Annotated in this window: 28 protein-coding genes; 13 read left to right on the top strand and 15 right to left on the bottom strand. The window is 66.7% G+C overall.

The window, feature by feature from the left end; translation table 11 throughout:
- Nucleotides 1–272 precede the first annotated feature (272 nt).
- Nucleotides 273–689 carry a helix-turn-helix domain-containing protein gene (locus NG1_RS05890; protein ID WP_011207048.1) on the bottom strand — a complete coding sequence of 139 codons (417 nt, stop codon included), beginning with the start codon at nucleotides 687–689 and terminating at the stop codon, nucleotides 273–275.
- A 359-nt stretch (nucleotides 690–1,048) separates the two neighbouring features.
- The gene (locus tag NG1_RS05885; RefSeq protein WP_062968730.1) at nucleotides 1,049–2,212 is read right to left on the bottom strand and encodes a steroid 3-ketoacyl-CoA thiolase; all 1,164 of its coding nucleotides are present in this window, start codon (nucleotides 2,210–2,212) and stop codon (nucleotides 1,049–1,051) included.
- 102 nt (nucleotides 2,213–2,314) lie between these two features.
- Between NG1_RS05885 and NG1_RS05880 the strand changes: the two genes are divergently transcribed.
- On the top strand, nucleotides 2,315–3,616 hold the full coding sequence (locus NG1_RS05880; RefSeq protein ID WP_062968728.1) for a cytochrome P450: 1,302 nt from the start codon (nucleotides 2,315–2,317) through the stop codon (nucleotides 3,614–3,616).
- Between the two features lie 53 nt (nucleotides 3,617–3,669).
- Here the strand turns inward: NG1_RS05880 and NG1_RS05875 are convergent, their stop codons facing one another.
- From NG1_RS05875 to NG1_RS05855, 5 genes are read right to left on the bottom strand one after another with little or no spacing between them, the layout of a single operon-like run.
- Complete coding sequence (locus NG1_RS05875; protein WP_062968726.1) at nucleotides 3,670–4,089, bottom strand: nuclear transport factor 2 family protein; 420 nt, start codon at nucleotides 4,087–4,089, stop codon at nucleotides 3,670–3,672.
- Nucleotides 4,090–4,114: 25 nt separating this feature from the next.
- Nucleotides 4,115–4,999, bottom strand: coding sequence for a TIGR03619 family F420-dependent LLM class oxidoreductase (locus NG1_RS05870; protein ID WP_062968914.1), 885 nt, complete (start codon nucleotides 4,997–4,999; stop codon nucleotides 4,115–4,117).
- A gap of 5 nt (nucleotides 5,000–5,004) precedes the next feature.
- The gene (locus tag NG1_RS05865) at nucleotides 5,005–6,171 is read right to left on the bottom strand and encodes a thiolase family protein (RefSeq protein WP_062968724.1); all 1,167 of its coding nucleotides are present in this window, start codon (nucleotides 6,169–6,171) and stop codon (nucleotides 5,005–5,007) included.
- Nucleotides 6,168–7,199, bottom strand: a complete 1,032-nt coding sequence (locus tag NG1_RS05860; protein WP_062968722.1) for a thiolase family protein — start codon at nucleotides 7,197–7,199, stop codon at nucleotides 6,168–6,170. Before NG1_RS05860 ends, NG1_RS05865 begins: the two co-directional genes overlap by 4 nt.
- 12 nt (nucleotides 7,200–7,211) lie before the next feature.
- Entirely contained in the window at nucleotides 7,212–8,162 is a 951-nt protein-coding gene (locus NG1_RS05855) for a Zn-ribbon domain-containing OB-fold protein (protein WP_245659799.1), read from the bottom strand.
- Nucleotides 8,163–8,292: 130 nt separating this feature from the next.
- On the opposite strand from NG1_RS05855, the gene NG1_RS05850 reads away from it, so the two are divergent.
- Nucleotides 8,293–9,330, top strand: coding sequence for an LLM class F420-dependent oxidoreductase (locus NG1_RS05850; protein WP_062968718.1), 1,038 nt, complete (start codon nucleotides 8,293–8,295; stop codon nucleotides 9,328–9,330).
- Between the two features lie 82 nt (nucleotides 9,331–9,412).
- Entirely contained in the window at nucleotides 9,413–10,951 is a 1,539-nt protein-coding gene (locus tag NG1_RS05845) for an acyl-CoA synthetase (RefSeq protein ID WP_062968716.1), read from the top strand.
- A gap of 286 nt (nucleotides 10,952–11,237) precedes the next feature.
- On the opposite strand, the gene NG1_RS05840 is transcribed toward NG1_RS05845, so the two are convergent.
- Nucleotides 11,238–11,444 (bottom strand): hypothetical protein, encoded by a 207-nt coding sequence (locus tag NG1_RS05840; RefSeq protein WP_062968714.1) that lies wholly within the window; start codon nucleotides 11,442–11,444, stop codon nucleotides 11,238–11,240.
- 13 nt (nucleotides 11,445–11,457) lie between these two features.
- On the bottom strand, nucleotides 11,458–11,889 hold the full coding sequence (locus tag NG1_RS05835) for a hypothetical protein (protein WP_062968712.1): 432 nt from the start codon (nucleotides 11,887–11,889) through the stop codon (nucleotides 11,458–11,460).
- Between the two features lie 831 nt (nucleotides 11,890–12,720).
- Here NG1_RS05835 and NG1_RS05830 point away from each other — a divergent pair.
- From NG1_RS05830 to NG1_RS05820, 3 genes are read left to right on the top strand one after another with little or no spacing between them, the layout of a single operon-like run.
- The gene (locus tag NG1_RS05830; RefSeq protein ID WP_245659798.1) at nucleotides 12,721–12,939 is read left to right on the top strand and encodes a hypothetical protein; all 219 of its coding nucleotides are present in this window, start codon (nucleotides 12,721–12,723) and stop codon (nucleotides 12,937–12,939) included.
- Complete coding sequence (locus NG1_RS05825; RefSeq protein WP_062968708.1) at nucleotides 12,917–13,435, top strand: DUF6879 family protein; 519 nt, start codon at nucleotides 12,917–12,919, stop codon at nucleotides 13,433–13,435. The genes NG1_RS05830 and NG1_RS05825 overlap by 23 nt, the downstream gene beginning before the upstream one ends.
- Nucleotides 13,432–14,274, top strand: a complete 843-nt coding sequence (locus NG1_RS05820) for a helix-turn-helix domain-containing protein (protein ID WP_062968706.1) — start codon at nucleotides 13,432–13,434, stop codon at nucleotides 14,272–14,274. The genes NG1_RS05825 and NG1_RS05820 overlap by 4 nt, the downstream gene beginning before the upstream one ends.
- A gap of 9 nt (nucleotides 14,275–14,283) precedes the next feature.
- Here the strand turns inward: NG1_RS05820 and NG1_RS05815 are convergent, their stop codons facing one another.
- Nucleotides 14,284–15,282 carry a sigma-70 family RNA polymerase sigma factor gene (locus NG1_RS05815; protein WP_062968704.1) on the bottom strand — a complete coding sequence of 333 codons (999 nt, stop codon included), beginning with the start codon at nucleotides 15,280–15,282 and terminating at the stop codon, nucleotides 14,284–14,286.
- Between the two features lie 183 nt (nucleotides 15,283–15,465).
- Here NG1_RS05815 and NG1_RS05810 point away from each other — a divergent pair, with 183 nt between their 5' ends.
- The gene (locus tag NG1_RS05810) at nucleotides 15,466–15,885 is read left to right on the top strand and encodes a VOC family protein (protein ID WP_062968702.1); all 420 of its coding nucleotides are present in this window, start codon (nucleotides 15,466–15,468) and stop codon (nucleotides 15,883–15,885) included.
- A 64-nt stretch (nucleotides 15,886–15,949) separates the two neighbouring features.
- On the opposite strand, the gene NG1_RS05805 is transcribed toward NG1_RS05810, so the two are convergent.
- The gene (locus NG1_RS05805; protein ID WP_062968700.1) at nucleotides 15,950–16,732 is read right to left on the bottom strand and encodes a crotonase/enoyl-CoA hydratase family protein; all 783 of its coding nucleotides are present in this window, start codon (nucleotides 16,730–16,732) and stop codon (nucleotides 15,950–15,952) included.
- A gap of 60 nt (nucleotides 16,733–16,792) precedes the next feature.
- Here NG1_RS05805 and NG1_RS05800 point away from each other — a divergent pair, with 60 nt between their 5' ends.
- Complete coding sequence (locus tag NG1_RS05800; RefSeq protein WP_062968698.1) at nucleotides 16,793–18,442, top strand: acyl-CoA synthetase; 1,650 nt, start codon at nucleotides 16,793–16,795, stop codon at nucleotides 18,440–18,442.
- A 200-nt stretch (nucleotides 18,443–18,642) separates the two neighbouring features.
- On the opposite strand, the gene NG1_RS05795 is transcribed toward NG1_RS05800, so the two are convergent.
- Entirely contained in the window at nucleotides 18,643–19,830 is a 1,188-nt protein-coding gene (locus NG1_RS05795) for an FAD-dependent monooxygenase (RefSeq protein WP_062968696.1), read from the bottom strand.
- A 101-nt stretch (nucleotides 19,831–19,931) separates the two neighbouring features.
- Between NG1_RS05795 and NG1_RS05790 the strand changes: the two genes are divergently transcribed.
- The 3 genes from NG1_RS05790 to NG1_RS05780 are packed head-to-tail and all read left to right on the top strand — an operon-like array spanning nucleotide 19,932 to nucleotide 21,128.
- Nucleotides 19,932–20,519 carry a TetR/AcrR family transcriptional regulator gene (locus tag NG1_RS05790; RefSeq protein ID WP_062968695.1) on the top strand — a complete coding sequence of 196 codons (588 nt, stop codon included), beginning with the start codon at nucleotides 19,932–19,934 and terminating at the stop codon, nucleotides 20,517–20,519.
- A gap of 43 nt (nucleotides 20,520–20,562) precedes the next feature.
- On the top strand, nucleotides 20,563–20,760 hold the full coding sequence (locus NG1_RS05785; protein WP_062968693.1) for a hypothetical protein: 198 nt from the start codon (nucleotides 20,563–20,565) through the stop codon (nucleotides 20,758–20,760).
- Entirely contained in the window at nucleotides 20,760–21,128 is a 369-nt protein-coding gene (locus NG1_RS05780; protein WP_062968691.1) for a type II toxin-antitoxin system death-on-curing family toxin, read from the top strand. The genes NG1_RS05785 and NG1_RS05780 overlap by 1 nt, the downstream gene beginning before the upstream one ends.
- A 17-nt stretch (nucleotides 21,129–21,145) precedes the next feature.
- Here the strand turns inward: NG1_RS05780 and NG1_RS36405 are convergent, their stop codons facing one another.
- From NG1_RS36405 to NG1_RS05770, 3 genes are all read right to left on the bottom strand, one after another.
- Nucleotides 21,146–21,307: a hypothetical protein gene (locus tag NG1_RS36405; protein WP_157113874.1), complete on the bottom strand. Its 162-nt coding sequence runs from the start codon at nucleotides 21,305–21,307 to the stop codon at nucleotides 21,146–21,148.
- A 189-nt stretch (nucleotides 21,308–21,496) separates the two neighbouring features.
- Nucleotides 21,497–22,591, bottom strand: a complete 1,095-nt coding sequence (locus tag NG1_RS05775; RefSeq protein ID WP_062968689.1) for an acyl-CoA dehydrogenase family protein — start codon at nucleotides 22,589–22,591, stop codon at nucleotides 21,497–21,499.
- 19 nt (nucleotides 22,592–22,610) lie between these two features.
- Entirely contained in the window at nucleotides 22,611–23,804 is a 1,194-nt protein-coding gene (locus NG1_RS05770) for an acyl-CoA dehydrogenase family protein (RefSeq protein ID WP_062968687.1), read from the bottom strand.
- A gap of 206 nt (nucleotides 23,805–24,010) precedes the next feature.
- On the opposite strand from NG1_RS05770, the gene NG1_RS05765 reads away from it, so the two are divergent.
- Both NG1_RS05765 and NG1_RS05760 read left to right on the top strand, forming a co-directional pair.
- Nucleotides 24,011–24,199, top strand: coding sequence for a ferredoxin (locus NG1_RS05765; RefSeq protein WP_040864641.1), 189 nt, complete (start codon nucleotides 24,011–24,013; stop codon nucleotides 24,197–24,199).
- A 43-nt stretch (nucleotides 24,200–24,242) separates the two neighbouring features.
- Nucleotides 24,243–25,145, top strand: coding sequence for a 3-oxoacyl-ACP reductase (locus NG1_RS05760; protein WP_062968685.1), 903 nt, complete (start codon nucleotides 24,243–24,245; stop codon nucleotides 25,143–25,145).
- Nucleotides 25,146–25,344 lie beyond the last annotated feature (199 nt).

Here is a 25,344-nt window from a genome sequence, read left to right as displayed (position 1 = left end):
GATCAATCTGACGCAAATGTGCGCGACCGATCGGACTATTCGGACAGACCGGTTGGATCGGAATGCCCTTCAGGGCGAAGCGCGGCCGACGAACCACCCCCGAATGTACTTATCCGACGCCCGATCCGAACCGCAGCACTAACCGACGCGCGTCCGTGCCCCAATTTCTCGGGGCACGGACGCGCGCCGGTTGTGTGCTGTGCCCGCTTACGCGCGCATAACACAGCACAGTGCGACCCTGGGGGCCGCACTGTGCTGCCGTGCAGGAGAACCTATTCGGTGCCGTCCGGAGGAATTTCGGGCAAGCCCTCGCTTGCCCGCAACTTCTCCGCCATAGACGTGAGCAGATTCTGTGATTCTTCGGACAAGTCGAACGCTCTACTCGACAGCCGTCGCAGTCCATAGCCCTGCAGCTGGGACAGCAGCTCCAGATCGTGATCGATCTTGGCGGCATAGATGTCGTTGAAGAAGTAGTCCGGCTTGACTTTGAAGAACTTCGCCAGGGCGGCCACCGTCTCATCCGACGGGTTCGTCCGTTGTCCCGACCGCAACTGCGACAGGTACGGTTTCGAGATCGGATGTCCGGAGGCCGTCAGCGCCGCCGCAACCTCCGCGTTGGTGTGCGGCTTACGCCCCGGGGGATGCACGGTTTCGAACAGCTTGTTCAGCCGCGCCGCGAAATCAGCCATTGTGAGCCGCCCAATTCCCTTCGCTGTACTAACAGTCGTTATCTCGGATACGTATCATTGATATTAGCGGCTCAGTAACTGAAAACCTACGCCTGATTCCGGATTTCCTTGAAGCTTCTAGGTCGGACGGCGGCGAAGGGGCTGGGACGGTCGGGTTTGCGGGTCACCCCAAGGCCTCTCGAGAACCCGCGGTACGAACCGGTTCTGGCCCGTCGCTGCGGTCTCAGGAGAGGGGGTCTTGATAGCCGCAAGATAGCTGACATCTCATGAACTGGGCGGTACATGGGTTTGTGTGGCGTACGACACGTTTGCGCCCGTGGGGGATGAACGTTCAACCAACGCACGCGAAATGGTTGAAGTCACAAACGTTCGATGATCGTTCCTGTCGCGAGTGCGCCACCGGCACACATGAGAACCATTGCGGTACTGCGATCGGAGCGCTCCAGTTCGTGCAAAGCCGTTGTGATGAGACGCGATCCGGTGGAGCCGACCGGATGTCCGAGGGCGATGGCACCGCCGTTGACATTAACCCGGTCCATGTCGGGCTGGTGTACAGAGGCCCACGAAAGTGCGACCGACGCGAACGCTTCATTGATCTCGAAAAGGTCGATGTCGCCGATATTCATGCCGGACCGCTCCAGCAGCCTGCTGCACGCCTGCACGGGGCCGTCGAGGTGGAACTCCGGCTCCGCGCCGACCACCGCTTGGGTGACGATCCGCGCTCGCGGCCGCAATCCGGCTCGCTGCGCGGCCTTTTCGTCCATCAGCAGGACGGCGGCGGCGCCGTCGGAGATCTGCGAGGACGATCCGGCGGTGTGCACGCCGCCCTCCAGCACCGGCTTCAGCTTCGCCAGGCCCTCGACGGTGGTCTCGCGCAGGCCCTGATCTCGCGACACATCGAGCTTTTCGCCGGTGGGGTTGCCTTCCTTGTCGACGGCGGGCGCGGTGACGGTGAGCACCTCGCGATCGAACCGGCCTTCTGCCCATGCCTGCCCGGCCAGGCGCTGCGAACGCGCGCCGAACGCGTCCACATCCGCGCGAGTGATACCGCGCCGCTTGGCGATTCGTTCGGCTGCCTCGAACTGGTTGGGCAGGTCGATGTTCCACGAGGCGGGCCTGCGCGGCCCGGCGTTCTCGCCGACGTTGGCGCCCAGCGGAACCCGGCTCATCGCCTCCACGCCGCAGGCCATGCCGATCTCGATGGCGTCGGCCGCGATCAGGCCCGCGATCAGATGGTTGGCCTGCTGGGCCGATCCGCACTGGGTGTCGATCGTGGTGGCGCCGACCTGCCACGGCAGGCCCGCGTGCAGCCAGGCGACCCGGGTGACGTTGTTGGACTGCTCGCCGGCCTGGGTGACGCAGCCGCCGATGACCTGTTCGACCAGTGCCGGGTCCAGATGTGCGCGCTCGAGCAGCCCGCGCTGGGCCGCGCCCAGCAGTTCGGCCGCGTGCAGCCCTGACAGCCAGCCGCCGCGCTTGCCGATCGGGGTGCGTGCGGCCTCGACGATCACGGGTGTGCCCATGTCCAACCTCTCTTTACGGGACAGAAAACTGAAACGCGTTCATAGCACTTGCAAGGGGCGGATCTGTCCGGTTTCTTTCCTCATTCTCGCTCCTGTGCTTCAATGATTATAGAACGTGTTTCAGTTTGTCGAAGGAGACATCTGGTGGTAGACACTCGGAACGCCCGGCCGAATCTCCCGGACGGGTTCGACGTTACGGACCCGGACATCTACGCCGAGCGTGTTCCGGTCCAAGAGTTCGCCGAACTGCGCCGGACGGCGCCGATCTGGTGGAACCCGCAGTCGCCGGACGTCAGCGGCTTCCACGACGAGGGCTTCTGGGTGGTGAGCAAGCACGCCGACGTCAAGGAGGTCTCGCGGCGCAGCGATGTGTTCTCCAGCTACGAGAACACGGCGATCCCGCGCTTCAACGACGACATCGCCCGGGAGCAGATCGAACTGCAGCGGATCGTCCTGTTGAACATGGACGCGCCCGAGCACACCAAGCTGCGCAAGATCATCTCGCGCGGCTTCACCCCGCGCGCCATCAACGGCCTGCGCGCGGAGCTGTCGGCCCGCGCGGAATCCATCGTGAAGGCGGCCGCCGAGGCGGGCTCCGGTGACTTCGTCACCCAGATCGCGTGCGAACTGCCGCTACAGGCCATCGCCGAGCTGATCGGCGTCCCGCAGGAAGACCGGATGAAGGTCTTCACCTGGTCGAACGACATGACCGGCTACGACGACCCGGAGAGCACCGCCGACCCGGTCGCGGCGTCCGCCGAGATCCTGGGTTACGCCTACCAGATGGCGGCCTCCCGCAAGCAGTGCCCGGCCGACGACCTCGTCACCACGCTGATCGAGGCCGATGTCGACGGTGACAAGCTCAGCGAGGAGGAGTTCGGCTTCTTCGTGATCATGCTCGCGGTCGCGGGCAACGAGACCACCCGCAACGCCATCTCGCACGGCATGATGGCGTTCCTGGAGAACCCCGACCAGTGGGAGCTGTTCAAGAAGGAGCGCCCGGCCACGGCCGCCGACGAGATCATCCGGTGGGCCACGCCGGTCACCTCGTTCCAGCGGACCGCGCTGGAGGACACCGAGCTCGGCGGCGTGCAGATCAAGAAGGGCCAGCGGGTGGTCATGCTCTACCGCTCGGCCAACTTCGACGAGGACGTCTTCGACCGCCCGGAGAAGTTCGACATCATGCGCACGGACAACCCGCACCTGGCCTTCGGCGGCACCGGCGCGCACTTCTGCATCGGGGCGAACCTCGCCCGGCTGGAGATCGATCTGATCTTCAACGCCATCGCCGATCATCTCCCCGATATCAGCAAGGTCGCCGACGCGAAGCGGCTGCGTTCGGGCTGGCTGAACGGCATCAAGGAGTTTCCGGTCGAGTACAAGACCTGCCCGGTCGCGCACTGAGACACGAGAAGGGCCCTCGCACCAGTTCGGTGCGAGGGCCCTTTCGTATGACCTCAGCCGACCGGACGCGCGGTCTTCATGGCGCGATCGACCTCCCAGAACGCGCGCAGCGCGGTGATCTTGCCGTCGTCGTCCACCCGGTAGGTGAACACGCCGTCGGCGTCGATCAGGTGACCGCCGATGGTGCTGCGGATGGTGCCGGTGAAGGCGACTTCGTTGCCGCAGGCGAACGAGTCGCCGAACAGGAACTCGATCAGCTCGGTCTTCGCGATCGCCATGTCCCAGAACGCGGCGATGGCGTCGGTGCCGCGGTGGCCCTTGCCCTCCGGATCGAAGCCGGACGGGCCGATCGGGTCCTCCACGATGCCATCGGCGGCGAACAGCGCGACCCAGGCCTGCTTGTCCCGTGCTCGCACGGCGGCCTGTGAGGCCAGGCCGGCAGCCCTGGCCGGATGCTCGGTTTCGGTGGTCATACGGCCTCCCTCGGCCAGCGAGTCGTCATCCTTCGGCGAGGACGGGTTGGGCGATGTACTGTTCGGCGAATTTGCGCAGCGAGCCCTGCTTGGCGGACAGTTCGCCGTCGAATCCGATGCCGTCGGCCAGCCAGGGCACCACGATCGCGTCGGTGACGCCCGCGTCGGCCAGGTCCTGATAGCCGGAGCGGCCGAACCGGTCGACGCACACCGCTTGGATCTCGAACGGCTCGCCGGATCGGCCGAACTCGGCGCGCAGCGCGTCGAGCTTGCCGATGGTGCCGCGCAGTTCCTCGTAGGTCATCATCGCCGAGGTCCAGCCGTCGCCCACCCGCGCCGCGCGCCGCAGCGCCGCGTCGGTGTGCCCGCCGATGTAGAACGGCACCGGCTCGCTCGGCGCCGGGCTGATCTGCAACGGATCGAAGTCGAAGAACTCGCCGTGGAACTCGGCCATGCCGCCGGCCAGTACCAGTTTGATGACCTCGATCATCTCGTCCACCCGGGCGCCGCGCCGAGCGAAGGGCACCCCGCACCACTCGAATTCCTCTGGTGCCCAGCCGATTCCGACTCCGAAGCCGAAGCGGTTACCCGACAGGTTGGCCACCGAGCCGACCTGCCGGGCCAGCAGCAGCGGATTGCGGGAACCCAGCTTGAGCACGTTCGTGTAGAAGCGGATGCGGCTGGTGACGGCCGCCATGGCGGTCGCGCCGATGAGCGGGTCGACCCACGGCGTGTCCGGGCCCCAGAACCTGCTGCCGTCGGCGGTGTAGGGATACTTCGCCGCCGCCGACTTCATGTAGAACAGCGAGTCCGGTAGCGCGATCGACGAGAACCCGCACTCCTCTGCGGTTTTCGCGAGTTCGGTCAGCTGGTCCAATGGACTCAGCGCGATACCGACGGTGAACTTCAGCGGCGTCACCGACGCTCCGATCCGACCACCCACATCGAGAAGTACTGCGACCCGCCGCCGTAGGCGTGGCCGAGCGCTTTACGCGCGCCCTCGACCTGATAGTCCCCGGCCCGCTGCATGACCTGCTTGGCGGCCTCGGCGAACCGGATCAGTCCGGAGGCGCCGATCGGGTTGGACGAGAGCACGCCGCCGGACGGATTGACCGGAAGAGCGCCGCCGATCTCGGTCTCGCCCTTGTCGGTGAGCTTCCACCCGTCGCCCTGCGGCGCGAAGCCGAGGTTCTCCAGCCACATCGGCTCGAACCAGGAGAACGGGACGTAGATCTCGGCCACGTCGATCTCTTCGAGCGGATTGGTGATACCCGCCGTCTCCCACAGCGCGGCGGCCGCGTCCCGGCCCGCCTGGGGATTGACCTGGTCGCGCCCGGCGAAGGTGGTCGGCTCGGTGCGCATCGCGGTGGCGTGCACCCAGGCGACCTTGCGGCCGGTGGCCTCGACCGCTTCGGCGGCCTCCGCGTCGCCGAGCACGATCGCGCACGCGCCGTCGGAGGAGGGGCAGGTCTCGTCGAAGCGGATCGGATCCCACAGCATCTGCGAGGCGAGCACCGATTCCATGGTGATGTCGGGCTGCTTCAGGTGCGCGAGCGGATTCTTGGCGCCGTTGCGGCGATCCTTCGCCGCGACCATGGCGCCGATATGGCCCGGTGCGTTGGAGCGCCGGATGTAGGAGCGCACGTGCGGAGCGAAATACCCGCCAGCCCCCGCGCCGACCGGCATGGTGAACGGGACCGGAATCGACAACGCCCACATGGCGTTCGACTCCGACTGCTTCTCCCACGCCACCGCGAGCACGCGCTTGTGCACGCCCGCCTGCACCAGATTGGTCGCCACGATGCCGGTGGAGCCGCCCACCGAACCGGCGGTGTGCACCCGCAGCAGCGGCTTTCCGGTGGCGCCGAGCGCGTCCGCCATGAACAGCTCGGGCATCATGACGCCCTCGAATCCGTCCGGCGCCTTGCCGACCACGACCGCGTCGATATCGGCGATGGTGAGACCGGCGTCGGCGAGCGCACGATCGATGGCCTCGCGGCACATCCCCGCCATGGACACGTCGGTCCGTTTCGTCACGTGATGGGTTTGTCCGGTGCCGAGCACCGCCGTTGGCAAGGTCATCGAGTCTCCAAGACGGTCACAAGGTTCTGCTGAAGCGCGGGGCCGCTGGTGGCATGGGCCAACGCGCGATTCGCCGAGCCCGCGATGATCGCCTCGGCGGCGAAGCCGATGCGCTCCAGGCCCGCGGCGAACATCGGGTGGGCCGCGAGCGCGCCGCCGGACGGATTCACCTTCGTGCCGTTCTTCAGCCCGATCGCCTCGGCGAGGATCAGCTGCTGATGACTGAACGGCGCGTGCAACTCGGCGATGTCGAAATCGCTGACGTCACCGCCGGTGACCGCCTTGGCCGCGGCCGCCGTCGACGGCGAGACGGTGAGGTCGCGCGCACCGAGCACGGGAGTGTCGATTCGATGCGCCATGCCGGTGATCCACGCCGGGCGCTCGCACAGTTCGCGAGCGCGGTCGCCGACGGCGAGCACGATCGCGGCCGCGCCGTCGGTGATCGGCGCGATGTCGTGCGCGCGCAGCGGATCGGCGACATAGGGCTGGTCGAGCAGGCTGTCGGCGTCACCGGACGCCCCGGCGGCCACGGCCGCCATGTCCCGTTCGGTCCAGCGTCCCGCGTCGAGGCCGGCGCGCGCCTGCAGGCCCGCGATGGACCATGCGTCCGGCCACAGCGGCGCGACGACGTACGGGTCCAGCTGCATGGTGAGCACCTGGCGCAGCGTGCCCGCGGAGGACTTGCCGAAGCCGTACACCAGCGCCGTCTTCGCCTGTCCCGAACGCAGTTTCACCCACGCCTCGTACAGCGCCCAAGCCGCGTCCATCTCCACGTGCGATTCGTTGATCGGCGGCACCGCGCCGATGGCGTCGATCGCGGAGATGAACGAGAAGGCCCGTCCGGCAAGGTAATCGGACGAGCCCGAGCACCAGAAGTCGATATCGGACTTGGTGATGCCGAGCCGGTCGTAGAGCTGCTGGAAGCAGGGCACCAGCATCTCGACACCGTTGGTGGTGCCGAAGGTCTCCGGCACGTGCGGCGCGTGGGCGAAACCCACGACCGCGATGTCGGTGGCGTTGTCAGTCAACGTGCGCCTCTCTCAGAGGTGATGGGAGTAGGTCTCGTAATCGGCGTCCGGCTCGCCGGTGGGACGGAAGTGGTCCACGTTCTCCAGGCCGTAGCCCCACTCCTCGCGCGGCTTCCACACCGCCTCCACCCGCATGCCCATGCGCACCTCGCTCGCGTCGCAGCCGAGCACCAGGTGCAGCACCGGGATGTCCGCGCCGTCCAGCAGCACGTAGGCCGCGACGTACGGCGGCTTGATCCGCTGCCCGAGGAACGGCACGTTGACGATGCAGAAGGTGGTTACCGTGCCGCGGTCGGACAACTCGATGTACTCGTCGGTCGGCCTGCCGTCGGTCGGGTTCGCGCCGCGCGGCGGGAAGTAGACCTTGCCTTCGGCGTCGGTGCGCGCGCCGATCAACTTGCCTTCGGCGAGTCCGCGCAGGTAGACGGTCTCCTGGGGCGAGGCGGTGTGCTTGTAGGACAGATCGACCGGCGTGACGAGCATGGTGACCGGATCGGCCCCGGCGGATGCCACCGGCGCGGCGGGCTTCTCGCCCGGCTCGAAGCAGACGATGTCGCGAATGCTGCCCTCGGTCTGCTCGGCCCACCGGGCGGTGACCCGCAAGCCTTTCCGAATGTCCTCGGGCCCGGCCACGTCGACCGCGTGCAGCAGCGTCGTGTCCGCGCCGTCCAATCGGATCAGCGCCCAGGCGAAGGGGCGGTCGAACGGCTGGCCGGGCAGCGGCTCACGCACCCAGGTCCAGGATTCGACGGTGCCGGTGTCGGCGACGTCGACGAATTCGGTCAGCGGTTCGGCGGTGATCGGATCGTATTCCGGCGGTGGCACGATCACCCGTCCGTCCGAGCCGCGCGCGCCGACGATCTTGTGATCGCGCAACCGGGTCAAGAATGTCCCGATGGTGGAGCCGACGGAGCGGGTGTAGTCGAAACGCACCTGTAGGGGCGCGCTGAGTACATCGGGCACGGCCGCTGTGTTCAATGCCGTGCCGCTACCACCAGCGATTGCCGTGGATGCAGTATTCCCCTGAGTCACGATATCGAGTAGAACAGGTTCTAACTCTGGTGGCAAGCAGTTGACTGGAAAGGGGTCCGGCGTGAAGTTCGGATTGCAACTCGGGTACTGGATGGCCCAGCCGCCCGCGAACGCGGGGGAGTTGGTGGCGGCGGCCGAGGAAGCCGGGTTCGACGCCGTGTTCGCCGCCGAGTCGTGGGGGTCGGACGCCTTCGGCCCGCTCACCTGGTGGGGCTCGTCGACGCGGCGGGTGCGCCTCGGCACTTCGGTGGTGCAGATGTCGGCGCGCACGCCCGCGGCGACGGCCATGCACGCGCTCACCCTCGATCATCTCAGCGGTGGCCGCGCGATCCTTGGCCTGGGCGTCTCGGGTCCGCAGGTGGTGGAAGGCTGGTACGGCCAGCCGTTCGCCAAGCCATTGCAGCGCACCCGCGAGTATGTCGGGATCGTGCGTCAGGTGCTGGCCCGGCAGGGGCCGGTCACCAGCGACGGCCCGCATTACCCGCTGCCCTACACCGGGCCGGGTTCGATGGGGCTCGGTAAGCCGCTGAAGCCGATCGTGCATCCGCTACGTGCGGATCTGCCGATCTGGCTGGGTGCAGAGGGGCCGAAGAACGTCGCGCTCACCGCGGAGATCGCCGACGGCTGGCTGGCCATCTATTACGCGCCACGGCTGGCCGGAATGTACAACGACTGGCTCGACGAGGGCTTCGCGCGGGCGGGGGCGCGGCGTAGCCGGGACGATTTCGAGATCGCCGCCAGTTGTCAGGTGGTGATCACCGACGACCCGGCGAGTGAGCTGGAGCGGATGCGCTGGATCATGGCGCTCTACATCGGCGGCATGGGCGCGCCCGAGCTGAACTTCCACGCCCAGGTGTACCGGCGGATGGGATACGAGCGCGAGGTCGACGAGATCGGCCGGCTGTTCCAGTCCGGCAAGAAGGCCGAGGCGGCGGCGGTGGTGCCGGACGAGCTGATTCTGGACACCGCGATCATCGGCGACGAGGAGCATGTCCGCAAGCAGCTGCGGGTCTGGGAGTCCGCGGGCGTCACCATGATGCTGGTGTCGGTTCCCGATGTCGCGCAATTGCATCGGCTTGCCCCCCTTGTCGAACAGTAGAACACGTTCTAGATTCAATGGGGTGACTGCCTCACCCGCCCCGTCGGCTCCGCCTCCTCACCATCCCCCCGCGCAGGAGTCAGTGAAAATTCTCGGTCTGTGGAACATCGCCGAAGCCGAGCCCGATCGGATCGCGATGGTCGATCCCTGGGGCCGGGAGGTGACGTATCGCGAATTGGCCACGCTCGCCAATCGCTACGCCACCGGCCTGCGTGGGCTCGGCCTGAAAACCGGTGACGTGCTGGTGAGCATGGTGCACAACTGCGTGGAGGCGATCGCGGCGTATTTCGCGGCCTACCAGTCCGGGTTGTACATCGTCGCGGTGAACTGGCATCTCACCGGTCCGGAGGTCGCCTACATCCTGGCCGACAGCGAGGCGAAGGCGTTCATCGCCAGCGATCGCTTCGCCGCCGCCGCCCGGGCCGCCGCCGACGAGGCGGGGCTGCCCGCGACGGCGCGCTTCGCGGTGGGTGAGATCGAGGGTTTCAAGTCGGTGGCCTGGCTCGGCGCCGCGGATACCGGGCGTCCGTCCGACCGCAGCACGGGCGCCCCCATGCTCTACACCTCCGGAACCACCGGGCGGCCCAAGGGAGTACGGCGGCCGCTCACCGGCGCGGACCCCGATGTCGTTCCGCCGCACACCACCGCGTTCTTCGGCCTGTTCGAGCTCGCGCCCTACGACGACCACGTGCACATCTGCGGCTCGCCGCTATACCACACGGCGGTGCTGAACTTCGCCACCATCTCGATCCAGCTGGGCCACAAGCTCGTTCTGATGGATCGCTGGGACGCCGAGGACATGCTGCGGCTGATCGACAAGCACCGCGTGACGCACAGCCACATGGTGCCCACCCAGTTCCACCGCCTGCTGGCCCTGCCGGAGGAGGTGCGCGCCAAGTACGACGTGTCCTCGCTGCGCAGCATGGTGCACGGCGCGGCGCCCTGCCCGCAGGAGACCAAGCGGCAGATGCTCGAGTGGTGGGGTCCGACGGTCACCGAGTACTACGCGGCCACCGAGGGCGGCGGCACGGTGATCAACGGCACCGAGTGGCTGCGCAAGCCGGGCTCGGTCGGCAAGGCGTGGCCGTGGTCGGTGATCAAGGTGCTCAGCGAGGAAGACGGCTCCGAGGTTCCTGCCGGCGAGACCGGCCTGGTGTACATGCGGATGGGCGCTTCGAGTTTCGAATACCACCACGACAAGGCCAAGACCGACGACTCGCGCGTAGGTGACCTGTTCACCGTCGGGGATATCGGGCACCTCGACGAGGACGGCTACCTCTACCTGCACGACCGGCGCTCGGACCTCATCCTGTCCGGCGGCGTGAACATCTACCCGGCGGAGGTCGAGAACGTCTTGATCACCCACCCGAAGGTCGTCGACGTGGCGGTTTTCGGTGTGCCGCATCCGGATTGGGGCCAGGAGGTGAAGGCGGTCGTGCAACCGGCCGACGGAGCGGAGGGCGGCGACGCGCTCACCGAGGAACTGCTGGCCTTCGCCGCCACGCAATTGGCGAAGTACAAGATGCCCAAGTCGATCGACTATCTGCCGGAACTGCCGCGCGACCCGAACGGGAAGCTCTACAAGCGCAAGCTGCGTGAACGGTACATCCCCGCGTCCTGAGGGGTGCCGCCGGACGGACGGCTGCCGGGCAGCGCCCGGCCCACGTCCGGCAGACGGTAGGCGCGCCGCGCAGCCGGGCCGCTGGGGCTGTGACCCGGCCGCGCCGACGCCGAAAGCGAATCCGTCCTTTCACGATTACCGTGAAGGGCGCATTCGCGTCCCCGCGAAAAGGGGCTGTCCTGCCGCTGTAGCGGCTGTCACCGCCGAAGTCGAGTATTTCGCGTGGTGGTGTACCGGTGCCCCCAGATCGGACACTGGGGCTCCGTCGTCTCGATTCCGCTCCGGCTCACTCGTCCGGCGTGTAGTCGGCGTACTGCCCCGACTTGGGGAAGGTGGCTAGGGCCAACTCCCGTGCAGCTTGGATCAGTGCGGCTATGGCCCGGTGCTCCGGACCGAGGTACCGGCCCGCTTCCTCTGTGATCTGTTGGAGCTGGTCTCTCAGCCGCACCGAAGTTTCCTTGTCCAGTGCGCCCGGGGGTTCCGTGGTAGACATACCGCTCCTCTGGTCAGAACCGGTTAGAGCACTTGGAGGCCGGTACCTCCACCGTGCCGGATGCGTTGTTGTAGGTGAACTGGTGCCCCTGAATCTTGCCGCGTATACCGACGCTGACACGCCACTTCCCGGCATAGCACGCGGCAGACACCGCGTACGAGTGTCCACCGCCCCGGAACGGTGGGGGGATGGTCGAATCGGTTCGGGTAGAGACAACCTCCCACCGACCGCCCTCCTTGTGCTGCAACGCCAAGACAACTATGTGTTCGTCCGGCGGGACATCACACGCGGCAATACCGTCGCCCGTGATCTGGGGCGGTAGCACTGTTGGCACCGAGTGCGTGAACTCGAAATCGCAACTGCGGGCGGCGTGGGCCGTGCCGGTAGCCGCTGGACTCACGCCGATCAGCACGGCCGCAGCGATCAGCCCGGTAATGGCTTTCAACGATTATCCCCCCATTTCGATGTCAGGCCGGACACAACTCGCTCCAGAAGATCGGGCGTTGGAGGTTCCCACTCATCGAACGCGGAGAGAAGAAACAGACCCAACCCCGTACCGGGCTCGCGTTCCGGAAGACCCTCGCCGGTCATCTAACTACCGCCTTGCTGACGACGCGTCTCTTCGCGTTCGATCCGTTCCCGCCCCTGTTTCGGGGTCCGCTGAGGCCAGAACACCACCGCGAAGAACGCGACCAGCGGGACAGCGAAGGCTATGAACAACCCCATCACGCGGGCTCCGTCTCCTCGTCCACCGAACCGAGTCGTTCCGGTTCACCAGGGCCGAACGCCCGAGCGTCGTTACACGACTGCCGGGGGTGATGGAACTCGACAAACACCCCCGGCTCCGGGCCGTCGGCGTCACCCCACCGTTCGAACACACCACCAGGGAACGAGTAAAGCTCTGTGCGCCTGCGTCGTTGGTCTCCGCCTGCGGTCATTTCAACCCCCTCTAGTAGGCCAGTGGTAGGCACCCCGTGACCGGATCGCGGCACATGTCACGGGGGCCAGCTCAGACGCTAGAAGCGGCTGCCGCCAAGGTCTAGGAACTTGGCAAAACTTGGCAGACATCGTTCAGCCAGCTGTAGAGGCCGTCAGCCTGCGGAATAATTGGTGACGCACACGCCAAGCTGTGCCAAGTCGCTAGACAGGAGTTAGAGCGATGAACCTAAGGTTCCTCGGTAAAGGCGGATCGGACTCTGGAGGTTGCCCAAGCCTGTATGCCACCGACCAGGGCAGTTACATAGTCCAAGGGTGGGAAACAACCCAACTGGGGACGGTGGAGATTCCGCACCTTCTGACCGGGTTCGCTGAGCCGGATACGTTCATCGGCTCGACTATGACCGACACCGGCCGGGGTACCTTCACCGTATCGGGTCGGCCGATCACCGAGCCGGATGTGTTGGGCGTGTTGACCTTGGCAGAGGACGAAACTGCTATCGAGGTCCCGAAGCTAGGAAGGACGTTCTACGGCAATGCTGCTGCGGCCCATCGATGAACCGCACCTGTGGCCGAATCTGTTCCGTGAGCTGAAACGGGATGCGTTCCATCTCGAAGTGCGGGACGAGTACCACGTAGCCGACGAGGACACCCGGCTACGTGCATTCCTCGCTGGCGAACCAGCCCCGTACACCCGGACGCCGTGGCAAGACCTCATGCTGGAAACCACTAGCCGGGGCGTATCGGTGACCCGTGTTCGGGTGGTCACCGAACCACTGTCGGACTATCAGCGATGGTTGTTGTCGGTCACCGGGTACAACGTGGAAGCTGGGGACGACATCCGTTATGTGCCGAGAAATATCGCGGGAACGGTGCCACCAGACGACTGGTGGTTGATGGATGGCGAGAGAGTTGTCTACAACCTCACCGATTCGGCTGGGGCGCCGACCGGCCTGGCAGTGACCACAGACCCCGGAATCGTGGCGTACTGCCAAGAGGTACGGGGGCGGCTCTGGAAGCTGGCTATCCCTTATGCGGAGTATGTCAAGCGGTGACCAACTCCGTTCATGAAGCGCGACAAGCCCTCGGGGCAACTCTCCGGGGGCTTCGTCGTGATGCCGGGCTGTCCGGCCGTCAGCTTGCCTCTCTCGCGGGTTGGCATGAGTCGGTGGTGTCGAAGATCGAAACTGGGGACCGCAGCCCCACGGAGGCGCATCTAAGGGCTTACTGTCGTCATACCGGCAATGACGATCAGTTACCCGACCTGATCGCTACTCTGCGGAACGTGCAAGCTGCCTACCTGGAGTGGCGGAAAGTGCTCGGCACCGGCACGAAGCGGCGACAGAACCAGGTGGTGAAGCTTTCCGAAGAATCCGAACTCATGCGGATTTTTCAGCCGAACATCATCCCTGGAATCCTCCAAACTGCCGAGTACGCCGCCGCTGTTCTGCGCCGGTACATCGACTTCTACCGTGTGCCAGATGATCTAGACGAAGGCGTAGCAAAACGGCTCGAACGGCAACAACTTCTGTACAAGGGCGATCACCGGTTTCACATCCTGGTAGCGGAGCAAGCTCTACACACCACGGTTGGCACAGATGCTGTGATGATCGGTCAGCTTGACCGACTGCTAGCCGTGATCGGCTTACCTAGGGTCTTACTAGGCATCGTCCCGGCTGAGGCCGAGTTGCCCATGCAGATAACCAACTTCGTGATGTTCGATGAGCGGCTAGTGCTTGTGGAAGCGGTGGCAGCAGAGCTGACCGTGACCCAACCCCGCGAGATTGCTTTGTACGGTAGGTTGTTCGCTGAGCTTGCCGGTCAGTCCGTGACCGGCGACGCTGCACGGGAGCTGATCCGCAAGGCGCTGGACGCCCGTACGCCCCGACCGTGACCGTTCGAATCAGATGCTTTCCCGCAGTTCGGGCGCGAGGCAGAAGAGCGGGAACAGCTTCTCGGTGTCGAGGAAGAAGTTCAACCCGGCGATGGTGTCGCCGTCGAGTTCCAGCACGGTGATCGACCACGGCACCCACACGCCCGGCTCGTCGCCCGGCTTGTAGTGGCCGAAGGCGGGCAATCCGTTGGCGCCCTCCAGGCGGACCAGTCGCGAATCGCGGCAAGCGCTTCCGTGGCCGAGCATGAACGCGGCGACGTTCTCCGGGCCCGAGATCCACAGCTCGATCGGCGGCATGGACAGCGCCACATCCGCTTTCAACAGGGTGGTGAGGGTGTCCATGTCGTAGGACTCGAACGCCTTGACGAAGTTGTCCACCAGTCTGCGCTGATCTTCGTCGGACTCGTCGAAGGTGTCGGTGGCCGCGGGCTGGACCTTGGACATGGTCGCGCGCGCCCGTTGCAGCGCGCTGTTGACCGACGCGGGCGACATGGTGAGCGCCTCGGCGGTCTCGTTGGCGGAGAAACGCAACACCTCGCGCATGATCAGGATCGCGCGCTGGGTGGCGGGCAGATGCTGGCAAGCCGCGACGAAGGCCAGGCGCAGGGTGTCTTTCGCGCTGGCGTGATCGGCCGGATCGGCGCCGAAGGCAAGCGCGTTCGGGATGGGCTCGATCCACACGTAGTCCGGCTGCGGTGCGGGCAGCGGCGAATCCGGCCGCGACGGACCGGACAGGTCCATCGGCCTGGCCCGGCGCTGCGGCCCGTCGAGCATGTCCAGGCAGACGTTCGTGGTGATCTTGTACAGCCAGGAGCGGAGGCTGGCGCGGCCCTCGAACGAGTCGTAGGACTTCCAGGCCCTGGTCAGCGTCTCCTGCACCGCGTCCTCCGCTTCGAAGGAGGAACCGAGCATGCGGTAGGCGTACGCGCACAGCTCTCTGCGATGGGTCTCGAACGCGGCGAGCACCTCGGGAGCGAGGCCGGCGGAAGAGCCGGGCGAGTCGTTCATGGGTGTCACCATGCCACAGGCCACCGACACAGAACAGGACCGCGAACTCTAGGGCGATGCTGATCAAGATCGTTAAACCCGCGCGGCGTGTGGGATGCGACACCGACGCTTCCGCGATGAGTTCGCCGTCCGGGGCACGTCCTATCCAGTGACACGAACGGACTTGCTCGAGAGGAAGAGGCCATGAGCAGCAAGATGATCTTCATCAATCTCCCGGTCGCGGATCTACACCGGTCGATGGCGTTCTACGAGGCGCTGGGGTGGAAGGTCAACCAGGAGTTCACCGACGACAACGCCGCCTGCATCGTGGTGGACGACAACATCTGCCTGATGCTGCTCATCAAGGATTTCTTCACCACCTTCAGCAAGCGGCCGGTGGCCGATACCAAGACGGCGATCAACGCCGCGTACGCGCTCGCGCTCGGTAGCGCCGAAGAGGTCGACAGCCTGACCGAAGCCGCTGTCGCGGCGGGCGCGACCGAAGAGGTGAACGAGGACAAGCGGGCGCAGGAGGCGCAGGTCGGCATGCACGGCCGCACCTTCATCGACCCGGACGGCCACCAGTGGGAGCCGTTCTGGATGGACTACCCGGGCGCCGGCTGAGCCCGGCGAGGGGTCGCCCCCGGATGCGGGAGCGCATCGGGGGCGTCGGGCTGCGCCGGGATTCTCAGTTTCCGGTGAAAGAGGGCTTGCGCTTCTCCGCGAACGCCCGCGGCCCTTCTTTGGCGTCCGCCGAGCGGAACACCGACATGCCGAGCTCGGCGTCGATCTCGAAGGCGTCCTCCTCCGGCATGGCCTCCGTCTCCCGGATGGTGCGCAGGATGGCCTGCACGGCGAGGGGTCCGTTGGCGGCGATCTGCCCCGCGATCTCCAGCGCCTTGTCCAGTGCGGTGCCGTCCGGGACGACGTGTCCGATCAGGCCGATCTCCTTGGCCTCGGCGGCGGTGAGGTGCCGGCCGGTGAGCAGGATCTCCGCGGCCACGGTGTAGGGGATCTGACGGACCAGCCGCACCGCCGAGCCGCCCAGCGGGAACAGGCCCCACCGTGCCTCGGACACACCGAATTTCGCGCTCTCCCCGGCCACCCGGATGTCGGTGCCCTGCAAAATCTCGGTACCGCCCGCGATGGCCGGGCCCTCGACCGCCGCGATCAGCGGCTTGGTCAGCCTGCGGCCCTTGAGCAGCGCTTCCAGCTTGGCCGGATTCCAGCCGCCGCCCTCGATGGTGTCGCCGGGGTGCTCGGAGGTCATGCCCTTGAGATCGGCGCCCGCGCAGAACGCCCCGCCCGCGCCGGTCAGGATCGCGACCCGGATCTCCGGATCCTCGTCCACCTGATTCCAGGCGTCTTTCATGATCGCCATCATCTCCCCCGACAGCGCGTTGCGCGCCTCGGGCCGGTTCATGGTGACGATGAGGACATGGTCGCGCTTCTCGACGAGACAGTGCGGCATCGCTGATTCTCCTGACTTCGAGCCTTGTCAGAAACAGTAACACGTTCTATTTTTAAGCCTGTGAGCTACAACATAGCGGACCTTGTCGAACATGCCGTCGACCTGATGCCCGACCGCGTCGCGCTGGCCGACGACGGCCGCGAGGTCACCTACGCCCAGTTGGAGGAGCGGGCCAATAAACTCGCTCACTACCTGCAAGAACAGGGAGTCCGGCCGGGCGACAAGGTGGGTATCTACTCACGCAACACGATCGAGGCCGTCGAGGCCATGGTCGCGATCTTCAAGGCGCGGGCCGTGATGATCAACGTGAACTTCCGATATGTCGAGAACGAGTTGCAGTACATCTTCGACAACTCGGACATGGTCGCGCTGATCCATGAGCGGCGCTACAGCGACAGGGTCGCCGCGGTCCGGCCGAAGACCCCGCAACTGCGCACGGTCGTCGTCGTGGACGACGATACGACCGGCACGATCGCCACCGCAGCCGATTCGGTGGATTACGAGACGGTGCTCGCGCAGTCCTCGGGCGAGCGCGACTTCGGCGAGCGTTCCCCGGACGACCTGTACATGGTCTACACCGGCGGAACCACCGGCATGCCCAAAGGCGTGATGTGGCGTCAGGAGGACGTCTGGCGCGTGCTCGGCGCGGGCATCAACTTCATCACCGGCGAATACGTCCAGGACGAGTGGGAGTTGGCGAAGGTCGGCGCGGGCAGCCCGCCGATGGTGCGGTTCCCGATCCCGCCGATGATCCACGGCGGCGCGCAGTGGGCCACGTTCCACAGCCTGTTCGGCGGCGGTAAAGCCGTGATGATCCCGGAGTTCTCCGGGCACGGTGTGTGGCGGGCGATCGACAAGCACAAGATCAACCTGATCTTCATCACCGGTGACGCGATGGCGCGCCCGATGCTCGACGCGCTCATCGAAGGCAACCCGGAGACCGGTCAGCCCTACGACCTTTCCAGCCTGTACGTGATGGCCAGCAGCGCGGCGCTGTTCTCGCCCTCGCTCAAGGACCAGTTCCTCGAGCTGCTGCCCAACCGGATGATCTCCGATTCGATCGGCTCCTCGGAGACCGGTTTCGGCGGTATCGCGATCGTGGCCAAGGGCGCGACGCACACCGGGGGGCCGCGGGTGAAGATCGACGCTTCCACCGATGTGCTCGACGAGAACGGCAATCCGGTGCAGCCCGGCTCCGGTGAGGTCGGCATTCTCGCCCGCCGCGGCCACATTCCGCTCGGCTACTACAAGGACGAGGCGAAGACCGCCGCGACCTTCAAGGAGTTCAACGGGATCCGCTACGCCATCCCCGGCGACTACGCGCGCGTCGAGGAGGACGGCACGGTCACCATGCTCGGCCGCGGTTCGGTCAGCATCAACAGCGGCGGCGAGAAGATCTACCCCGAGGAGGTCGAGGGCGCGCTCAAGACGCATCCCGAGATCTTCGACGCGCTGGTGGTGGGCATCGAGGACGAGCGCTGGGGGCAGCGGGTGGTCGCGGTCGTGCAATGCCGCGGCGCGTCCCGCCCCACCCTGGAGGAGCTGCGCCCCATGCTCACCCAGGAGATCGCGCCCTACAAACTGCCCCGCAGCCTGTGGTTCGTCGACGAGATCAAGCGCTCCCCGGCGGGCAAGCCCGACTACCGCTGGGCCAAGGAGCAAACCCAGTCCCGCCCCGCCGACAACCACGCGGAGGCGAGCGCGAAGTAAGAACCCCGGCCTCGTGGTCGGCCAACCTTCCTCGGACGGTGGCCGACCATGAAGGCATCCGCCCGGATATCAGCGCCGCCGATCGGTCTGCCGGGGATGCCGGTACCGGCGCCAGTTGTCCCGGAGCCGATGGCAAATACGAATTCCTGTGCCACCTGTCGGAACGCTGTCCGATTCGGCTCGCTGGGGCTCGCGGAACCTCAACGGTTGGCGAGTTCGGCCAGCTGGTAGGCGAGGCGGTGGCGGAAGGCGGGGATGCGGGACACGGTGGTGAGGATCAGGTTGCGCGCGGTGCGGGCGGGGCGGCGGCGCAGAGTCGCCATCTTGGTCATGCGGTCGGTGAACGAGACGACGCCGAGGGCCACGGGGCGGCGGGTGGTCTCGTACTCGTCCAGCAGGGTGTCGGGCTCGCCCGTGAGGACTCGCGCCAGCAACGGGCCGAGGGTGGCGGCGTCCTGGATGCCGGTGTTCATGCCCTGCCCGCCTGCCGGGCTGTGCACGTGCGCGGCGTCGCCCGCGAGCAGGATGCGGCCGTTGCGGTAGTGGTCGGCGACCCGGTGGTGTACGCGGAAGCGTGAGCTCCACAGCACCTCGCGAACCCGCACCGCGCCGCCGGGTCCGCGGGCGTCCAGGAGGGCCTGGATCTGTTCCGCGGTCGAGTGCTCGGGCGCGGTTTCCAGAGTGGCGACCACGCGGTAGCGGTTCGGCTCGGCCTCGTCGGGCAGCGGCGCGACCACGGTGACACCCTCCGGTGAAAGGTGCAGGGCCACCTCGTCGCGCGCGATCGGCCAGTCCATCCGCACATCGGCGAGGACGAAGGACTCCGGGTACGACGCGCCGGTGAATTCGATGCCCGCTTGCTCACGGACGACGCTGTGCATGCCGTCGGTGCCGACGACGTAGTCGGCGCGGATGCTGCCGGCGGCGCCCGTGGCGTCGGTGTATTCGACCGTGACGCCGTCGCCATCCTGGGCGACCCGGCTGACCTGGTATGGCCGCCGCACGTCACCGCCCGCCTTCCGCAGCCGCTTCAGCAGCACCGCCTCGGTGGTGTCCTGCGGCGTCATCAGGGTGTACGGGTAGCGCGTCGGGAGACCGTCGAAGTCGATGGTGGCCAAGGTCTTGCCGCCGTCGTGGACGGTGAAGCGCGCGACGATGTCGCCCGTCGCGACCAACTCGTCGGCGATGCCGAGTTCCTCGAGTACCTCGAGCGTCCTGGCGTGCACGACCGCCGCGCGGGAGGTGTTCGCGCCTTCGCTCTGCCGGTCGAGCAGGACGAAATCCACACCCGCGTCGGCCAGCGTGATCGCGGCGGTCAGCCCGGCGGGTCCTGCGCCGACGATCACGACGGAAGCGGTGGCGGGCAGCGGGTTCGGTGTGGCGTTCATCGGAACTCCTCATGTCAACGTTTGTAGGCCAACGTTTGTTGGCACAACCGTAGCCTCACTCGGGCTAGGAAGTCAACAGTTGTTGGCCTACACTTGTTGGCATGACCGTAGAGCCTGACCAAGCCCCCACTCGCCGCTCGGACGCGACGCGTGCGGCGATCCTGGACGCGGCCCGCGCACGGTTCGCCGCCGAAGGATTCCGCAAGGCGACCATTCGCGCCATCGCCGCCGACGCGGATATCGACCCATCGATGGTCATGCGGTACTTCGGCAGCAAAGACGGCCTCTTCGCGGCCGCGGTCGACGTCCGGCTCGACTTGCCCGACCTCGCCTCCTCAGACCCCGATCACCTCGGTGAACTGCTGGTGCGCCGCTTCTTCGAGATCTGGGAGGAGCAGCCGAACAGGGAAGTACTGCTGACGCTGCTGCGCTCATCGATCACCGACGAAGCGGTCGCCGAACGCGTCCGCGCCATCTTCGCCCAGCAGATCCTCCCCGCCGTCCTGCGCTTCGGCGATCCCGCGGACGCCCCACGCAGGGGAGGCCTGATCGTCACCCAGATGCTGGGCCTCGCCCTGTGCCGCTACGTCCTGTGCCTACCCCCGGTCGTCGCCCTGACCCGCGCCCAGATCATCGCGGAGGTGGCACCGACCCTCCAGCGCTACCTGACGTCCACTCCGGTGGACTGAGAATACGGCGGTATCAAGTGGTACCACGCGGTACTATTGTTCTATGGCTGGCTTGAACGTTCGATTTACCGACGAGGAACTCGGCGCCTTGCGCGAACGCGCTGAGGCGGAGGGCCGCAGTATGCAGCAATTCGTCCACGATGCAGTGATCCAGGCGATCAACGAGCATTCCAGACTGTTCAACGAGGCCGCCGATCACGTTTTGCGTGTCAGTGAGGAGCTGAATCGGAGGCTGGCCTGATGGAGTACCTGACGCTCCCGGCGCTGCTGCGTCTCGCGGAACGCTTGGGCACTCCAGCGGTGCGTGACTACGGGTTGCTCGATTCTGCTCTGGCCCGACCGCAGTCCAGTGTGTTCGGACAGGATGCGTACCCCGATGTGTGGCAGAAGGCCGCCGCATTGATGGAGTCGATTGCCCGCAACCACGGTTTGGTCGATGGCAACAAGCGATTGGCCTGGTATGCGAGCTGGGTCTTCCTCTACATCAACGGTCATCGCTTGGATCCGCACTTCGACGTCGATGAAGCTGAGCGGTTCGTATTGGACGTATGCCAGGGTGCACTCGATCTGCCGGAGATTGCCAAGCATCTTGCGAGATTCGAGGGCTGACGAACCTGAGCCTCGGGCTACTCGCCGCGCAGCAAGTCCATGATCTGGTCAGTGCTCATGCCTGCGACATCCCCGCTGCCAGCGGTGCCGTGCAGGCGCTGGACGAGGCGTTGGCCTCGAATCGAAGCGTCGTCGGCGGACAGGACTCGTGATGTCCCGTCGACTTCTATGCTCTCCATGCGGTCGTCCTCGCGAACCCATGTTGTGCGCGGCGAGTGGGAGTTGGCTTCTGTCGCTTGTTGTTCGGTGCCATCTCAAAATCCTCCTGGACGTGTTCGTAATCGTATTACCGACACGCAGCCGGTAATACGTCGAACGCGCGGAGGCGTCGGCCCGCGCGGGGCAGCGGGCCGACTCGAGCTCCCCGCTCAGTCGGCCAGCAGCGTGCCGAGGGCGCGCAGGTGGTCGGTGCTCGCGCCGAGGGCGAATTCGTTGTGTTTGGCGGCGGTGAAGTAGTTGTGCGCGATGTGGTCGCGGTCGATGCCGACGCCGCCGTGCACGTGGACCACGGTGTGGGCGACGCGGTGGCCCGCGTCGGCGGCCCAGAACTTGGCGGTGTGCACCGCCTCGGCGGCGGGCAGGTCCTCCGACAGCAACCACGCCGCCTGGGTGACCGCCAGGCGCAGGCCCTGCACGTCGATGTAGGCGTCGGCGAGCCGCTGGGCGACGGCCTGGAAGCTGCCGACCGCCTTGCCGAACTGCTCCCGCTCCCTGGCGTACTCGGCGACCAGCTCGAGCGCCCGTTCCAGGGTGCCGAGCTGTAGGGCGCTCAGGCCGAGCCAGGCACGGGTGAGGATCCAGTCCAGGATCTCCGCCCCGTCGGCCACGGCGCCGATCAGTTCGGCGGGCGCGTCGGTGAGCTCGACCGCGAACTCCGGGCTGCGGTCGACCACCTGTTGCGCGGTCACCGTCGCCGCCGCGGGATCGACCAGGAACACCGCGGTGGTTCCGGAGACCGTGGCGGGCACCAGGATCCGCTCGGCCCGGTTCGCGAAGGGCACGGTGGTCTTGGCGCCGGTCAGCCGCCAGCCGTCGCCGGTCTCGACCGCGCTCGTGGTCGGCGCGGCGGGTTCCCAGTTCCGCTCTTCGGCGAGCGCCACCGTAAGGATGACGCTGCCCGCGCCCGCCCGCGTGGCCAGGTCCTGTTGCGCCGCATCGCCGAACCGTGCCAGCGCACCCGCGCCGAGCGCGATCGACCACAGGTACGGCACGGCCGCGAGGTGCTTGCCCAGCTCGCGCAGGACGGCGGTCTGCTCGAGCGAGCCGAGGTCGCTGCCGCCGACCGATTCGGGCAGCGCCGCCGCGAGCACGCCGGTCTCGGCCAGCGAACTCCACAGCGGCCGGTCGAATCGCTCTTCGGCGGTATCGAGTTCGCGCAACCGGTCCGCGGTGACCAATTTCCCGCACACCTCGCCGGTCAGCCGGCCGAGATCGAGTTGGGCTTCGGTGGGGGTGAAATCCATGGTGGTCTCTCAGCTTTCGTCAGCGCGCGGCGGCAGGCTGCTTCAGGGCGGTCATGGCGATGATGTCGCGCTGCACCTCGTTGGTGCCGCCGCCGAAGGTGAGGATGAGCGCGGCGCGGTGCATCCGCTCCAGGCGGCCGCGCAATTGCGCGCCGGGGGAGTCCTGGCGCAGGTAGGCCTGCGGGCCGAGCACCTCCATGAGCGACCGGTAGGCCTCGGTGGCCAGCTCGGTGCCGTACACCTTGCAGGCGGAGGCGTCCCACGGGCGCGGAGCCGCGTCGCCGCCCGCGTCGGCCCGGCTGGCGATCTCCCAGTTCAGCAGCTTGAGGTATTCCACCTTGGCGTGCACCTTGGCCAGGATGAGCTGCACCCATTCGCGGTCGATCACGCGGGAGCCGTCGCTCGCCTTGGTCTCGCGCGCCCATTCGACGGTCTGGCGTAGCGCCAGCGCCAGCGGCGCGGCCGAGGTGAGCGCGACGCGCTCGTGGTTGAGCTGGTTGGTGATCAGCGCCCAGCCGCCGTTCTCCTGGCCCACCAGCGCGCTCGCGGGCACGCGAACGTCCTGGTAGTAGGTGGCGCTGGTGTCCGGCCCCGCCATGGTGTGCACCGGCGTCCAGGAGAAGCCCTCGGCGGTGGTCGGCACGATGAGCATGCTGATGCCCTTGTGCTTCTTGGCGGTCGGATCGGTGCGCACGGCCAGCCAGACGTAGTCGGCGTAGGCGATCAGGCTGGTCCACATCTTCTGGCCGTTGATCACGTAGTCGTCGCCGTCGCGCACCGCGGTGGTGCGCAGGCCGGCCAGGTCGGTGCCCGCGCCCGGTTCGGAGTAGCCGATGGAGAAGTGCAGTTCACCGGCCGCGATCTTGGGCAGGAAGAACTTCTTCTGTTCCGCACTGCCGTAGTGCATGATCGTGGGCGCGACGGAGTTGATGGTCAGGAACGGCACCGGCGCGCCCGCGATCGCCGCCTCGTCGGTGAAGATCAGCTGGTCCATGGTGGGGCGGTCTTGGCCGCCGTATTCCTCGGGCCAGCCCAGCGCCAGCCAGCCGTCGTGGCCCATCTGCTGCACCACCTCGCGGTACACATTGCCCTGCCCGTACTCGCCGGTCTGCGCGCTCAGGGCCTCCCTGCGCTCAGGGGTGATGAGTCGCGCGAAGTAGTCGCGCAACTCCGCGCGCAGCTGCTCCTGTTGCGGCGTGTACGCAATGCGCATGGCAAAACCTCTTGGGGGATGGTCGGCCGACGGAGCTAACGGAGTCGGCGGGTGGGTAGGACGAGTCTTCGTCGGATCGGGTTTCCCCGATCATTGCATATGGACTGAAACATGTTCCAGTATTGATACCGAATCCCCCCGATGACGCCCCGGTGGAGCCGATCGGCTTGTTAGGCTTCGGCCAGAGTGGCGGTAAAGGAGTTGTCATGAAGATCAGTGTCGATCCAGACCAGTGCGAAGCGAATGGAATCTGTGTCGGAATCGCCCCCGACGTGTTCGAACTCGATGACGAGGACGTCCTGCACATCGCGAACGCGGACGTGCCCCCCGATCGGCTCGCCGATGTCGAGGACGCCGTCGCGCAATGTCCGAAGGCGGCGTTGCGGTTGCAGTGAGCGATGCTTGCCGTAAGTTGGAACACGTTCTAGAGTCGGCCGCGTGAGCAATGATCTGAGCCTTGCGGGCCGTGTAGCGATCGTGACCGGCGGCGGCGCCGGACTTGGGCGGGCCGAAGCGCTCGCGCTTGCCGGAGCCGGTGCGTCGGTGGTGGTCAACGACCTCGCGGAGTCGGAGGCGGTGGCGAGCACGCTTGGTGAGATCCGGGCGCTGGGCGCCAAGGCGGAGTTCGTCGCGGGCAGCATCGCCGAGCGCGCGACCGCCGACGCGCTGATCCGCACCGCCGAGGAGTCGTTCGGGTCGGTCGACATCGTGGTCAACAACGCGGGCATCACCCGCGACCGGATGCTGTTCAACATGTCCGACGAGGACTTCGACGCGGTGCTCGCGGTGCATCTGCGCGGCCATTTCCTGCTCTCGCGCAACGCCGCCGCCTATTGGCGCGGCAAGTCGAAGCAGGCGGGCGCGCCGGTCTACGGCAGGCTGATCAACACCTCCTCGGAGGCCGGATTGCTCGGCCCGGAGGGGCAGGCCAACTACGGAGCCGCGAAGGCGGGCATCACCGCGCTGACCCTCTCGGCCGCGCGGGCCCTGTCTCGCTTCGGCGTGCGCGCCAACGCGATCGCGCCGCGGGCGCGCACCGCGATGACCGAGGCGGTGTTCAGCCCCGCCCCGGAGGGTGAGGCCGACCCGTTGTCGCCCGATCACGTGGCCCGGCTCGTCGCCTACCTGGCCTCGCCTGCGGCCGAGGCGGTCAACGGACAGCTGTTCGTCGTCTACGGGGGAATGGTGGCGCTCATGGCGGCGCCGGTTGTCGAACGCCGGTTCGACGCGGCCGCTGGGGAGTGGTCGGCCCAGGATCTGGCCGACACGCTGGGCGGCTACTTCGCCGATCGCCCGGATGGGCGCACCTTCTCGGCGTCTTCGCTGGCAGAGCTGGGGTGAGCCGCGGCGGCTCGCCGCGCACCCGCTACTGATCAGTTGTCCAACTGTTGATCATGGGATCGGCGCTTGGTAGACATAGGGACGGGTTATGTCCTACCTCACAAAGGTGGGATCATCACCCGATGACACCGGTTCCAAATTTATATGCCGACTTTTCGGGAAATTGCACTTCAAAAGTGTGAAAAGTGCTACCGGCAAC

This window comes from Nocardia gamkensis NBRC 108242 (assembly GCF_001612985.1).
Classification (GTDB): domain Bacteria; phylum Actinomycetota; class Actinomycetes; order Mycobacteriales; family Mycobacteriaceae; genus Nocardia; species Nocardia gamkensis.
Note: the sequence above shows the minus strand (reverse complement) of the source record. Positions and strands in the feature narration are given on the sequence as shown.